At 51.5% G+C, this 14002-nt stretch carries 10 protein-coding genes and 2 pseudogenes; 1 reads left to right on the top strand and 11 read right to left on the bottom strand.

Annotated elements, in window-relative coordinates; genetic code table 11:
* Nucleotides 1–18: 18 nt before the first annotated feature.
* The 8 genes and pseudogenes from K7P76_RS18055 to K7P76_RS18090 all read right to left on the bottom strand — a co-directional run.
* Nucleotides 19–1776 (bottom strand): cache domain-containing sensor histidine kinase, encoded by a 1758-nt coding sequence (locus tag K7P76_RS18055; protein ID WP_232186715.1) that lies wholly within the window; start codon nt 1774–1776, stop codon nt 19–21.
* A complete protein-coding gene (locus K7P76_RS18060) occupies nt 1754–3364 on the bottom strand; it encodes a response regulator transcription factor (protein WP_232186716.1) in 1611 nt (536 codons plus the stop codon). Before K7P76_RS18060 ends, K7P76_RS18055 begins: the two co-directional genes overlap by 23 nt.
* Before the next feature lie 15 nt (nt 3365–3379).
* On the bottom strand, nt 3380–4792 hold the full coding sequence (locus tag K7P76_RS18065; protein ID WP_232186717.1) for a sulfatase family protein: 1413 nt from the start codon (nt 4790–4792) through the stop codon (nt 3380–3382).
* A gap of 142 nt (nt 4793–4934) precedes the next feature.
* Nucleotides 4935–6170: an NAD(P)/FAD-dependent oxidoreductase gene (locus K7P76_RS18070; RefSeq protein WP_232186718.1), complete on the bottom strand. Its 1236-nt coding sequence runs from the start codon at nt 6168–6170 to the stop codon at nt 4935–4937.
* A gap of 16 nt (nt 6171–6186) precedes the next feature.
* Complete coding sequence (locus K7P76_RS18075) at nt 6187–6510, bottom strand: MocE family 2Fe-2S type ferredoxin (RefSeq protein ID WP_232186719.1); 324 nt, start codon at nt 6508–6510, stop codon at nt 6187–6189.
* On the bottom strand, nt 6497–7597 hold the full coding sequence (locus K7P76_RS18080; RefSeq protein ID WP_232186720.1) for a fatty acid desaturase family protein: 1101 nt from the start codon (nt 7595–7597) through the stop codon (nt 6497–6499). Before K7P76_RS18080 ends, K7P76_RS18075 begins: the two co-directional genes overlap by 14 nt.
* 140 nt (nt 7598–7737) lie before the next feature.
* Nucleotides 7738–8580 (bottom strand): helix-turn-helix domain-containing protein, encoded by an 843-nt coding sequence (locus K7P76_RS18085; RefSeq protein WP_232186721.1) that lies wholly within the window; start codon nt 8578–8580, stop codon nt 7738–7740.
* A 63-nt stretch (nt 8581–8643) separates the two neighbouring features.
* Nucleotides 8644–9312 (bottom strand): annotated as a pseudogene (locus tag K7P76_RS18090) (transposase); the annotation flags it as partial.
* A 297-nt stretch (nt 9313–9609) separates the two neighbouring features.
* On the opposite strand from K7P76_RS18090, the pseudogene K7P76_RS18095 reads away from it, so the two are divergent.
* Nucleotides 9610–9831: pseudogene (locus K7P76_RS18095) on the top strand (molybdopterin-dependent oxidoreductase); the annotation flags it as partial.
* 83 nt (nt 9832–9914) lie between these two features.
* Here the strand turns inward: K7P76_RS18095 and K7P76_RS18100 are convergent.
* From K7P76_RS18100 to K7P76_RS18110, 3 genes are read right to left on the bottom strand one after another with little or no spacing between them, the layout of a single operon-like run.
* Nucleotides 9915–12134, bottom strand: coding sequence for a DUF6259 domain-containing protein (locus K7P76_RS18100; protein ID WP_232186722.1), 2220 nt, complete (start codon nt 12132–12134; stop codon nt 9915–9917).
* Nucleotides 12135–12172: 38 nt separating this feature from the next.
* Nucleotides 12173–13045, bottom strand: coding sequence for a carbohydrate ABC transporter permease (locus tag K7P76_RS18105; RefSeq protein WP_232186723.1), 873 nt, complete (start codon nt 13043–13045; stop codon nt 12173–12175).
* Nucleotides 13042–13923 carry a carbohydrate ABC transporter permease gene (locus K7P76_RS18110; RefSeq protein WP_232186724.1) on the bottom strand — a complete coding sequence of 294 codons (882 nt, stop codon included), beginning with the start codon at nt 13921–13923 and terminating at the stop codon, nt 13042–13044. The genes K7P76_RS18105 and K7P76_RS18110 overlap by 4 nt, the downstream gene beginning before the upstream one ends.
* Nucleotides 13924–14002: the final 79 nt, after the last annotated feature.

Below are 14002 nucleotides of genomic sequence, written 5' to 3' on the forward strand. Positions count from 1 at the left end.
CCCAGTAAACTTTAGCTTTTACTGCAAAAAGTTTAACTGATCCGGGATGCGAATGCGGATTGTCGTTCCCGCTCCCGGTTTGCTGTCGATCGTAAGCCGCGCGTTTTCCCCGTAGTACATGTTCAATCTGGCGTATACGTTTTTGATGCCGATATGATCGCCCATTTCTTCTTCGTCGCCGATATATGCAAGCAGGTTCTCCAGCTTTTCCTCGGAAATTCCGGCTCCGTTATCCCTCAATTCAAAGTGGATTTCCCCTTCATTGAGCGAGATCCTCAAATCAATCTCGCCTTGACCGTGAATGGGTTCTATGCCGTGAATGCTGGCATTTTCCACGAAAGGCAGGAACACCATCTTCGGAATTTTGCACTCAGCAACGTCCTCCCCCACCTCGACCCGATAATGAAGCTTTTCTTCGAAGCGGTACTTCTGAATTTCCAGAAAAGAGTAGACCAAGTCCATTTCCTGCCGAACCGTAACCCAGTCGTTGCCCCAAGTGAGCGATTTGCGGAAAATCTTCGCCATGTTATGGATGATTTTCGCGGTCTCGTCCTCCTGCTTCAGCAAGCTGCGCATCCGCAGCGTTTCCAATGCGTTAAACAGGAAATGGGGGTTGATCTGGCTTTGCAACGCGTGAAGCTGCGCCTTTCTGCGCTTCAGCTCCAGGTCCTTCTTCTGAATATCCGCAACGTAGACGTCGTCGATCAAGGTTCTGATCTGCCGCGTCATCCGGTTGTATTCCAGGGTAAGCTGTCCGATCTCGTCTTTCGTCTCGACATGGTCGATCGTTTCGAAGGTTTGGTGTTTGACCTTCTTCATATGCCTGACTATTCGCAGCACCCTATCGTGAAGCGACTTCGTTATCCAGACGATAACGAGCGTCGGCAACAGAATATTGGCGCAAGCTAAGTAAATGACGACCGCCCTCGACTTGCGGACGACCTCGAGCATCTGGTGCTCGGGAAGAATTCCGATAACCTTCCAATCGCGAAGGTAATTCACGTTGTCATAGCTTTTCTCGAATACGAGCGCGCCTTGAGGTTTATGAAACGCAGCGAAGTTGATCTTCTCTTGTTGCCAGCGGACGGTTGAGTCGGTCGTATATTCGATCTCGTTGCTCGCGTTGACCAAATAGAGATTGCCCTGCAACGTGCCGTCTTGGAACACTTGCTTGAGCGTATCCGGATGGAGATCGATTTTCAGTATTTTCGTAAACCGATTCTGATTGGTGAAGTTGTTCAGCTTGCGGATGACGCTGAAAACGTCGGGCTTGCCTTTTTCCCTCGAATGGACGATGACGGGGTAGCTGGCTTTGGACGCCATGACTTCCCGGTACCAGCCGGATGCTTTTACCTCGTCCGTAATCATGCTGATGCCCCCTGCGCCTAGAACGGTAGGGTTGTCGGTTAAGATGGCAATTTCCCGGATTGACTTGTAAATGGGGCTGTATTTATTCAGGCTTGGCCGAATATCGGTTTCGTACGTATCTAAATAATCGATCGGCGATTCGTATTGCTGCTCCAGCGCGTCATGAATAAGCAGATCCGTGTAGAAGACGGCTGAGATGCCGACGGCATCATCGATTTTGACGCGAAAATCGTTCCTGATCTTGTCCAGCGCCAGCGAGACGTCATGCTCCTTCTGATTTCTGACGTTATGGGTCGTAACCGTGTAGAAGAATACGTTGGTGAATAGGATCGGGAAAAATACGGATAGGAAATAGAGCAACAGCAGCTTATTCCGCAGCCTGACGTTATTTAAGCTTAAGATTCGCATTAGCGCCGCCGTTCTGGAATGTTTTGTTGAGCAGCAGGTTCCGATAATCGGATGGCGACATTCTCTCCAGCTTCTCGAACTGCGTCACGAAATAATCGGCGCTATTGAATCCGACTCTCTCGGCAATCTCATAAATTCGCAGCTCGGTTTGGCGTAGAAGCTGCTTGGCTTCCTGAATGCGCACCTTCAACAGAAACTCATTGAAATAGAGGCCATACGCTTTGCGGAACAACTGACCTACATAAACCGGGTTCATATAGAACTTCCCCGCGATGCTCTTCAGGCTCATATTCTCGCGAAAATGAGCTTCGATATGCTTCTTGATCTGATGGATGCTGCCATGCATCTTTTCCTTGCGCAAATCGGCGATCAGCACGGCACCCTCAAGCGCTAAATCCGTCAGCAATCTCCTCAACGACCCGACTCCGCCGGAATGGGAATTCCATTGCGACAGGGGTTCAAACGTTTTGAGCGCAATGAGCACCTCAGTATTTCCTTTCATGCCGACAATCGTCTCCATGATGCTGCCGACGCAGCGGTCGATCGTCCGGCCGACCGCATGGGGTGCCAATCTCTTGGCCTGAAACTCCAAGAGCAGGGCATCCACCGCATGCCGGATTGCCGCCGAATCGTTCTCTTCCATTCGTTCCGTCAATGCAGAGATGAATTGCCGATCCGCATCGGTATGAATAAGTGGGATATCTTTCACCGCTTCGTATGAGATTACGTCGCTTTCCGGTACCGCAAATTTATATTGCAGCAATTGATTGGCCGTCCGGCACGAATCCGCCAGCTCGTCTATGCACCGAGCGCACTGTCCTGCATATAGACGCAACTCTCGCGAGAAACGCTTGACGGCCTCGTTCCGAACCGCTTCGGCAAACCGTTCCATCACGCCTCCGAATCGCTCAAAGTGGCGAGTCGTCCCGACAAAACCGAATCGGTTGCGTTCCTGTTCATGTACATATGTCGGGACATCGATGCCGGCTACGCTCGTAATCGTGTCGGCAATAACGGCTTTATCTCCGCCTATAGGCTCGGACTCGACGATAAAGTAATAGAGCTCGGCCGCATCGTCGGCCAACAAGCGACGCTCTATTTTATCGCGTTCGATCGCTTCTCTCTCCTCCCCGGCATCCATCAGCAGACTGCGGAAGAAGGAGGCAAGCAGCGAATTTTCCTGGTCCATACCCGATGCCTGCGACTGTCGCAGCCTATCGCCTATTTTTTGCAGCGCGGCCCTCAACTCGTCCTCATCAACCGGCTTCAAAATATAGTCATGGACGTTGTATCGGACCGCCTGCTGGGCATATTTGAAATCGCCATACCCGCTTAAAATGATGAACGGAATGTTAAAGCGACCGGTTTCGTTCACCTGTCCGATTAGCTCCAAGCCGCTCAGCACCGGCATGCGAATGTCCGTAATGACCAAGTCGGGGCGAATTTCTTCGATCAATCGGAGTGCGTCGGCGCCATTGTCCGCTTCATCGACAATCTCAAAACCGCTTTCATGCCAATCGATCAAATTTCTTAAGCCTCTGCGAACGTACATCTCATCATCGACCAGCAGTACTTTGAACATCAGCATGCACTCCTCCCGCATTCATCGGTCAGGATTTTCCTGCCAAGGACAGCTGTCATCCCCAACTTCCAGCCTGATCCTAGCCAGTTCCAGCTTTAGCTCCGTTACTATTGAATCGTATGCCGGATCGCCGTACACATTGTTCAGCTCGCGGGGATCGCGAACGAGATCGAACAGCTCCCATTCCATCGGCTTCGTCTCGTCGATTGCTCCTTCCACTCCAAGCGCTTCCGCGTAATAATAGACCAGCTTGTATCGGTCGGTCCGAATGCCGTAATGCGCCTTGATATGAAAATGCGCCAAGTGCATCCAGTAGCGATAATACATCGATGTGCGCCAATCGGGCGGTGTTTCGCCGCCGAACATGGGACGGAAGCTTCTCCCTTGCATATCGGCCGGAACCGGAAGTCCCGCGCAATCCAGAAATGTCGGAGCAAAATCGACGTTTAACACCATCGAGGCATCGACCGAGCCGGGAGCGATTTCCCTCGGATATCGCACGATAAACGGCATCCGGAGCGATTCCTCGTACATGAAGCGCTTGTCGTACCATCCATGGTCGCCCAGGAAGAAGCCTTGGTCCGACGTATAAACGACCACCGTATTTTCCGATAAACCTTCTTCGTCCAGATAGTCCAGCAAACGTCCTACGTTATCATCGATAGAGGCGATGCATCTTAGATAGTCTTTAATGAACTTTTGGTAGTTCCATTTTTTCAATGCCTGCCCGGTTAAGTGCTCGGGAGCTTGTTCCGTAAGGTGCCTGCCCATATCGGCGATTCTGCAGGTTGCTTCCCTGGCCGCATCGGAACGGTTGGAATAATCGTCGTCGAACGTGACGGGCTCCGGAATGTCCACGTCCTCGTATAGGTGGGCGTGCTTCGCATCGTATTCGAATTTGTCATGCGGAGCTTTATGATGGCACATCAACAGAAAGGGCCGATCCCTATCCCTATTGTCCAGCCATTCCAACGAATAATCGGTAATGAGATCGGTAACGTAGCCCTCGACCTTGCGCGCCGCTCCCATCTCGATGAATTCGGGATCATGGTATTCCCCTTGCCCCGGCAACACGTTCCAATAATCGAAACCGGTCGGATCGCTATGCCCGCCGTGCCCTAAATGCCACTTCCCAACCATTGCCGTTTGATATCCAGCCTCCCTCAGCAATTTCGGAAACGTCGTCTGTCTCCCGTCAAGGCTGGAATCCAGCGTCCTAACCCCATTGACGTGATTGTACGTTCCCGTCAGAACGGAAGCCCGGCTCGGCGTGCAAATCGAATTCGTGCAAAAGCAGTTGTCGAAGCGCATGCCTTCCATTGCGATCCGATCCAAATTCGGCGTCTGATTGATTTTGCTGCCATAACAGCTCATCGCATGCGCGGCGTGATCATCGCTCATGATATATAGGATATTGGGCTGTCTATTGTTCATTAGGTTCACCTATTCTGTGCGATATTTATTTGCTGCGGGGTAGAAATAAGCATAGGCCCATCCGTTTCCCGCGGCAATTTACATGTTTTACGCCTTAACAAAAATCGGATCGAGACCTTATCCTCTCGATCCGACTATGGATTTACTTTAATAAGCCTTTGAGCTTAACGTCCCGATTTTCTAAATCATGAGGATCCGGCGCCGCCCTACGTTCGATTAGCATTTCAGCGATACGTATTTCCTTGGCGATACCCGGATCGGAGCCGATCGCGCTTGCCGCTACTAACCGTCCCTCATCCGTAAGGTGAAAATAAAGCCGGCCGGCATGACCTATATCGCGACTTATTGTGCGAGTTCCGTAATCCGGCAAGCCGGTCACCTGAAGCGTCTGTTCGTACTGGTCGGACCAGAACCAAGGAACGGTTGCAAACGACTCGGCCGCGCCCAGCATATTGCGAGACGCATGCGCTCCTTGATCCTGCGCGTTCCGCCACGCTTCAAGCCTTATTCGTTTACCGTCATAGAGCGGATGCGGGAAGGAACAACAGTCTCCCGCGGCATAAATATGAGAATCGCTCGTTGCCAGAAACTCGTTCACGCTTACCCCGTTATCGGTATCCAGTCCGCAATTAGCAGCAATCGTCGTTTCCGGAACCGCTCCGATTCCGACGACGATCGCTTGGGTACGCACAACGGATCCGTCGGCAAGAAAAATGGAGTGTCCTCCCTCGGTTGCTTCAATCCGTTCGATAGCCGCGCCGACCTTAAACTCGACGTCATCTGCCAAGTGGCGCTCCTGAACGATACCGGCAATCGCTTCGGGAACGCCCCTCATCAGAATGCGCGGACCGGCTTCGATCAGCGTTACGGAGCACCCTCTTTCCCGCGCGCTTGCAGCCACTTCAAGACCGATAAAACCGCCGCCGATGACGGTTACATGCCGACCGGCGAGCAGCTTAGCGCGAATCGCAAGCGCATCGGCAAAGTTTCTCAAGTACAGTACACCCGCTGTTTCCGAGCCTTGAACGGTTAATTTACGGGGGATCGCCCCCGTAGCAAGCAACAGTCGCTCATAATTGACTTGTCGTCCGTCGGCGAGAACAACCGAGCGGTTAAACCGGTCTATCCTTTCAGCCCGACTACCGGCCAACAACGTAATGTTTTGTTGAGCGAGCCAATCCTTATGATGAATAACCGCCGGATGGACGTCTTCCTCCGTTGTCAGTACTCTCTTGGAAAGAGGGGGGCGTTCATAAGGTAATCCTTGTTCTTGTCCAATTAACGTAACCGGCCCGGTCCAGCCTGCTGTCCGCAGCTCCACGGCTGCCCGTGCGCCAGCTTCACCTGCGCCTAAGATCACCATTCCCCGTTCAGTCATTTTAACCGTATCTCCCTTACCCGATTTTCACGAACAATTTACCCGCTTGAATTTTGACCGGATAAGTTTGAAGGCGAACGCACACCGGCGCGCGTTTGGCTTCACCGGTCGTATAATCGAACCGACCGTTATGCTTAGGGCATTCGATCGTATTTCCCATCACCAGCCCGTCGGCTAAATGAAATTTTTCATGCGTGCAATAACCGTCGGTCGCATAGTATTCGCTGTCCTCCGTCCGATATAAGGCAAACGTCCGGTCTCCGTAATCGAATCGGATAACGTCCTCCTCGTCGATGTCATCTACCGCGCATGTCTCGATCCAGCCTTCAAGATCCGGCATAGGTTACCCCTCCTGTTGTCTTGTCATCGTTCCCGAACCCATAAGGACGCGCTGTTGCGGGCAAAGTACGTTCAATCGTATAAGTAGGGTCTTTGCCCTGCCTCACTAACGCCGTGACGACTTCCTTAATCGCCGACCACAGACTGCGGCACGGCGGCGGACAATCGTCCTTCATTTCCTCGTGGAGCGCGGGCAGCGCATGATAAGGAATCATCGGAAACATATGATGCTCGATATGATAATTCATGTTCCAGTAAAGGAAACGGAATATAGGATTCATATAGATGGTTCGCGTGTTTAACCGGTGATCCAATACGTCCTCATTCAGACCAAGGTGCTGAGTCATCCCGAATACGAGAACAAGGAAAGCTCCGTAGAAGGATGGCAGCCCGATCAACATGGCCGGCAGAAAACTCTTCGTAACGATACACCAGCTGATAATTCCGATGAATAGGAGCACGTAGACGCGAGACTCCCAGCACGCCTTGGAAAATTCCGAACGTGGAATATATTCGCGTTCCTCTTCATCCAGCTTGCCGAAGCAGTGCATGATCATTCTTCTGATGTCCTTCGGACCGCCGTACAGACGGAAGAAATCCATCAGGATAATGCGCCAAACCGGCGGTCTCGGGGCCACGATCTCGGGATCGCGTCCAACGATGATCGTGTCGGTATGATGGCGGGTGTGGCTCCATCGCCAGGGCGTTGCGGGCCTTAAGCTCATGAAAGAAGCGATTTGATACACGACTTCGTTCATCCAAGGCGTCTTGAAGGCAGTCCCATGACCGCATTCATGCCAGCGCGAGTCAGCCGGCGAGGAGTATACGATTCCGTACAGCGCGAAAGCCGGAATCGCCCACCAAGTTCCCCATGTCCAACAGGCAAGAAATCCCGTTCCTGCGAGAGCGCAAAACCATAGAATCGTATCCCGTATAGCCGGTCCGTTCCTTCGCTTCATCAATTCCTTAAGCCGCTTGCGGGGAACTAGGCTGATGTACCATTCAGCTGCTACTAGCCCTTTCTCTAATGCGATCTTGCTTTCGGGGCCGGTAAGTCGGTAATCTCTCTTGTTCGTATCGGTAGACATCTTGAGTTCCTCCCTCTTCCCCATTGTAGGTAAGGCTCAAAACGTCTGACAATTAAAAATCTGAACAACCTATTGTATTTTTGGAACATCTAAATAAAAAAGAAGCTTCCTCCCAAACGGTTAGTTTGAGAAGAAGCCTCTTAGGAAGACATGAATCCGACTTTCGTATTACGGATGCTTCTGCGATATTCTCCGGGTGTTTTCCCGAAACTCTGCTTGAAAATTTTACTGAAATACGCCGCATCGCCAAAGCCGCATTCCTTGGAAATAACCTCCAACGTATTGTCGGGTTCCTCCAGCATTTGGGCTGCCTTCCGAAGCCGCAGCGTCTTAAGCATCTGCAGCGACGACACTCCGTACATCTTCTTGAATGCCCGATTGAAATACCCGGGATGCAGATGCAAAATCTGGGCCAGTTGTGCCCTCGTGATTTTGTCGTCCAGATTTTGCTCCATATATTGAACGACTTGAAGGAAACGGTCTTCCTCGGTAAGCTTCGATGCCGGTATTCCCGGGCTGCCCGCCGCAAGCCAGCTTTCCAGAATCGCTTCCAGCAGCTGCACGGTCAGGCTAATCGCTTTGAAATCGCGAAAAGGCGAGTGATCTTGTTCCCAGACGTTAAGCAAGTCATCGAAAGTGCGCGCATAGGCTTGGGCATTTTGCAGCGTAACAACTCTAGCTATCGGGAAACGCTGGAAGAAGTTAAGCTGAGGTACGACTCGCATATCGATCAGCATCCACAGGTGGACGCCTTTGCCTAAAGCCGTCTCGGAAAACGGAACATGCGGAGGATAAATCATGACGTCGCCCGATTTCGCGATTTCGACCGCGCCCTGGGATTTCGTCTTTACTTCCCCGTCCAGAACGAAGGATACCGTCCAATAAGGCTTGATCATATCCAAATGGAAGGAATCGTATATCGCCCGTTCTACGCGGTACAAAGAGAAATCGAGCTGTTCGCGAACGCTGAGCCTTGTGAACATGGTTGCCTCCCGTTGCCGCTCCCGCGGTTTGGTTTCTATTATCAATAACCTCTACTTAACTAACGTTTGCTTATTCTGCAATTGCTGGCGCATTTGTTTGTATTTCGCCCGCTTGCGTTTAATCGCTCTAACCGGAAAGAAGACGGTTTTGCCCTGCGTGTCATAGGCTGTCGCGAGAAAATTGATTCCCAGATCGATGCCTACAATCTGTGTAATCTCTTCCAACTGCGTCTCGGTCATCTGCTTGGACATCGGGATATGCAGAAACCACTTGTGATGCTCGCGGACAAGCTTAGCGGTTCCGAACTTCCAGGAACCATCGAAGTAGGCCTTCATCGCCTTCCTCTCGAAGGGCACCTTGATTCTCCCTTGCAAGGTGTTCACTGAAAACAAACCGGAGGTTAACGAAAAGTCGCGATTCCATACGAGATCGTACTCCGGCTGTTTAAACTGCACTTGTGTCCAATCGTGGCCATTGCTTTGATTGGTCTTGTATCTGGCGATGACAGTCTTCATGGCCGATTGGGCCATCTGGGAACGGAGGCCAATTGTGCTGCGAAGCGTGTTATAGGTGATTTGATGCAGGGCAGGATGCTTTAAATGTTTAGTGGTAAATACCACCGAAGATACGAGGTAGCAACCTTTGCGATAAGCGAAGACGGTTTCCAGCAGCGCTTCTGCTTGAGCTTGCCTTGGCTTGATTTTTATTTTCGCCGTCACCGTCACGATCATACGTTCGCCTCCTCGCAATGCTGATTATAGCACATTTTAGAGGAGGAGGAAGCATCCGAATACGGCATTCAGGCTCACGCTTGACGCTCATTCCTCCCCTGCCTTTAGAAGATCGGTGTATCTGCGCGATTATTGATGAAACCCGCGTTTGAAAGTGGTGAAGAAAAATAAAGTTCATTAATGAGTATGGGGCACTTTCCCGATCACGGGCTTCGATTGGAAAGTCGATCTATCCGAGACGGGGCTGAACAAGCCTAAGCTGCTAGTTCTGGGCGACGGGAAATATGATCCGTTCCATACAATAATACATGGAAAGGTATTCCGCTTTCCGCATTTCTAAAGTAAGCAGGGGTGAAGCCAAGCGCGAAGTTCGTGAAGTTCTATTCCGGAGACGGCGTATATACCGATAATGCTTACAAGTCCGTCAAGTGGCTGAACAGGATCGAGCTGATTGAGAAGGATCATATCGGTTACTGGGAGCAAGGAGGGTACGATACGGATGCGTGGATAAGGGCTTGATGAATCAACAGAATCTATTACAAGCAGGAACGGAAAAAGCGATCCTCAAGTATGAATGAGAAGATCGCTTTACACATTTGATCTTATTGTTCCAAAATCATCAGTACTCCGTATTCTTCAACCTTGAGCGGCAATTGATCCTGATCGTCAGCCTCGAGCTGTATGAATTCGCCGCTTGCTGTTCCATCGATGGAGACGGCAATGTGAGCCCCTGCCTGTTTCTCGAGCTGAACTTTGAAAGACTGCTCCGAAGCCGTCACATTAACAAAAAACTGGGCCTGCCGTCCGTCTGCAATCCCCCACTTGCTGGTCAGAACTGCAGGATGCTCCAACTTGCGACCGTCCTTCATGCATACGGTATGAACGCCTTCACATGTATAGGAGAGCGGTTTAATCATTTTGCCGAAGTGGAGGTAGTCTCTTCCTGCTCCTTTGCGCCATCCGTTTAGTGTGTGGATGAATCTCTCAGCGGCGGACTGGTCTGGCAAGTTGTTGACAGGATCGCTTCCCCAATCCCAATTGATCCGCCCTCCTCTTCCAAGCACAACGGTGAGCATGTCTCCGGCGAGGAACGAGTAGGCAAGACGCCACAGCAAGTTGTCCGGCGATTGTTCGAAATCAATCGTATGCACCACCATGTTTTGATTTCCCATAAAGTTGTTCACATACTCATGGTATACATACTGATAAAGCGGGATCGGGCGGCCCATAAAGTAGCCGACGTTAAACCGCAGGTCATTCAGCGGGAGCTCGGATAGGAACGGTTCTGCAGCTGCGGCCTCGCAGCCCAGCACGACTTTGCGTCCCGACTGTTCGAGCTCTCGGTTGACCGAACGGAACAGATGACGCATAGCCTCCGTCTGCCAACGGCCGGGACCGGGCCCATGGCCGTGGGAAGGGTCGTAGCAGAAGTAGGACATCCCCCCGAGATTCTGATCGAAGAACTGAATATAATCGCAGTCGCTCTCCAGCATGCCGCGAATTTCCCTCGTCACTGTCGTCTCCACAAAAGGCTGCGAAGGACACATATCGAAGCCCCACCTCTGCGAGCCTCCGCAGATCAGGGAGTACGGGAGCGACCCGTCTGGAGCGCGGCACATAATTTCCTCAAGATGCTCACGCTCGAACCGATCCTGCTGACCGTATTCGGGAACGAGCAGACTTTCCTGCGTCCAAGCGATCCCGCTGCAATAAAGACCGAGCAGATGTCCTTTGCCATGAAGTGCGTCCGCGAAAATTTTAAGCCGCTCTTTCCCTCCAAACGGCGGCCATACGTAAGGAGGCGCCCAAGGCGCGCTTCCCTCCCAGTGCATCAGCAACGCCATGACCTTGCTCCCGAACGCTTCGGCGAACCGTTCCAGCAGAGGCATGGCCTCGATATAAGGGAAGTACTCGTTCTCCGTCATATCTCCCGTATCTTTGCCTCCGCGCACAGGGTAAGTCACGATGACGGGAGACTCGAAGTACCAATCAGGTAGCTTATTGTTGTTTGCCAGCTTTGTCGGTTTGGGTACATCGGAGCTCTCGAACCAGCTACGGTAGCGATCGGCTGCATCGTGCCAGTCACCTTTGAATGTCGCTAAGACCATCGGGTAACCCATACGGTAAGTACCTCGACCCGCCCCTTCGCAGAACAAACGGAATTGAAGCTTGATACCGCCTTCGCAAGGAAGGTACTCTATCGATTTGACGTGACCGTAAGGGTCGTGGGCTCCTACGTACAGGCCGCCCTTCTCCCCGTAATATGCCATGAACTGGGTTGGAGCGGGGCCCGGATATACGCCTTCCCATCCTTTGCTTGGATATCCCGGCTCCTTGTAATGGAGCCAGGTCGATTCCCTGATGTTTACATCGTCGATCAGAACCCCTTCCATGGCTGGCCACACCAGGCGAGCGTCCCCGCCCGCTCCGATCAAATCATTCGGCACGATAATCTCAGGATAATCGATCCACTCCAGCGACAAATCCGTCCGGTTTTGAACTGCAATATGCCAATGAAGTTCGTCTCCCTTGGCCTCTGCTTCCGCTGTCGCATCGAGCTCCAGCCCTCCGAGCCCGCGATAGTGGAGACGGATGTATCCGGCCGTCGAATCCGCCGACCATTCCTGGGCTGTCCCCGAAGAAACGTCATATGGCACTCCATTTCGATCACGTAATCGAAGCGAGAACAATCGCCGCGAGCTTACATTTCCCAGGATGAACTCCTTGTCGAATGCTGTCAATGAAACGATGGCACCCAACTGCTCGTCGAGTTGCATCTGCGCGTTTCCAAAAGCAAGTTCACATTGTTGTAATCTAGGCATGAAGTTTCTCTCCCTGTCGGCTGTATTTATGAAGCTAGCTATCCTTTGAGCGCACCGGAAGTTAATCCGCGGATAAACTGCTTTTGAACGAATAGAAACAGGAGAATCAGCGGAATCGTTGCGATAACCGACAAGGCAAACACCGGCCCCCAATCCGTCGTGCGTTCCTGCTTGAACGAAAAGATCAGTGTCATCAGCGTCTGCTTTTCCGGGCTGTATAAATAGAGAAGCGGCCCAAGCAAATCGCTCCACATTCCGAATATGTTCGTAACGATTATGGTACCCGTCGCCGGCATCAACAACGGAAAGACGATCGTCCAGTAGGTTCTCCACCTGCCGCAACCGTCGATAGCCGCAGCCTCTTCCAATTCCCGCGGTATCGATTTTACGAATCCGGCATAGATAAACGTTGCAAACGGAATAACGCCGGCCGTGTACATCAGAATCATGAAAAACCGCGTGTCGATTAAACCGAAAGCGACGGCAAGCTTAAAGATGGGTATCATCGTCGTCTGTGCGGGAATAATCATGCCGGACAGCAACAGAAAGTAGATCCACAATAACAAGCCTTTGCCTGCGCGACTGATCGCATGGCCTGCCATAGACGAGAGAATCGCCACAAGACCAATGCTGGCAGTCGTCAAGAAAACCGTATTGCCGAAAGAAATCAGGAAGTTGCCCGCACGGAATACCTCTTCGTAATTGCCCCAGAACGTAAAATCCGGAATGTAGAACGGATCAAACACTTTATCGGGCTCTTTCAAACTCGAAAGGAACAAATGTGCCAGCGGGTAGATAACTACTAGTCCTAATGCCAGCATCGTCCCTTCGGCTAGCCAGGACACTCGGTTCCGGACTGTAGCCCGACGGCGAGCGCGCCCGGACTTCCCGGCAGTCTCTGCCTGACTCATAGCTCTACCTCCTTACTTCTGGTAATTCTCACCTGAATGAACGTTATGATTGCGATAACGATCATGAACATGATACCCGCTGCATTGGCATACCCGAGCGTCTTGATAACGAAGCCCAGTTTATAGATCAGCAAGCCTATTGTCGCCGTCGCGTTGCCCGGTCCGCCATTAGTCAAAGTGAACGGAAGATCAAACATCTTCAAGCTTCCGACTAGCCCCACGAAGACGTTAATCGTCACGATGGGCATAAGGAGTGGAACCGTAATGCGCAGTAGCTTCCGAAGACCGCTGGCTCCATCAATTTCTGCCGCTTCATAAACTTCCTTCGAAATGCCTTGCAGGCCAGCGAGATAGATTACGGCACCGAACCCGCTCCCTTGCCAAATAACGATCAGCATGATCATGGGAAGAGCCGACTCTTTCGCAAATAGCCAATCGCGCACCCAACTTTCGTAACCGACCGATGTGAGAAAACCGTTCAGCAGACCATCGTAACGCAGAAGATCGCTCCATATGACCGCCACAACCATAAGGCTCATAATGGAAGGAATATAGAATAAGGTGCGGAGCAATCCACGCGTTCTGAACCTTCGGTTCAGTGCCAACGCTAACCCCAGAGCCAAGGGATTTCCAATAAATATGTTGAGCAATACGAAGTAAAGCGTATTCTTGCTGGCCTCGATGATGGCTGTGTCTTGAAACAAATCGACGTAATTTTTCATGCCTACGAATACGGGAGGCGCCATGCCGTCCCACTGCGTAAAGGAATAATACAGTCCGAAAAAAAAAGGATAATACGTAAAGATAGCAAATAAGGCGAACGCCGGAAGCACGAATAGCAACCGATGAACGAAGATCCCTCTGTCCAGCCTTTTCATGAATTTTCACTCCGTTCTTACCGCCGAAATATCTATGAAGATGAAGCGGATTGACGGGGCAAGCGTTACTTGCCCCGTC

The organism is Cohnella silvisoli (assembly GCF_021190915.1).
GTDB lineage: Bacteria > Bacillota > Bacilli > Paenibacillales > Paenibacillaceae > Cohnella > Cohnella silvisoli.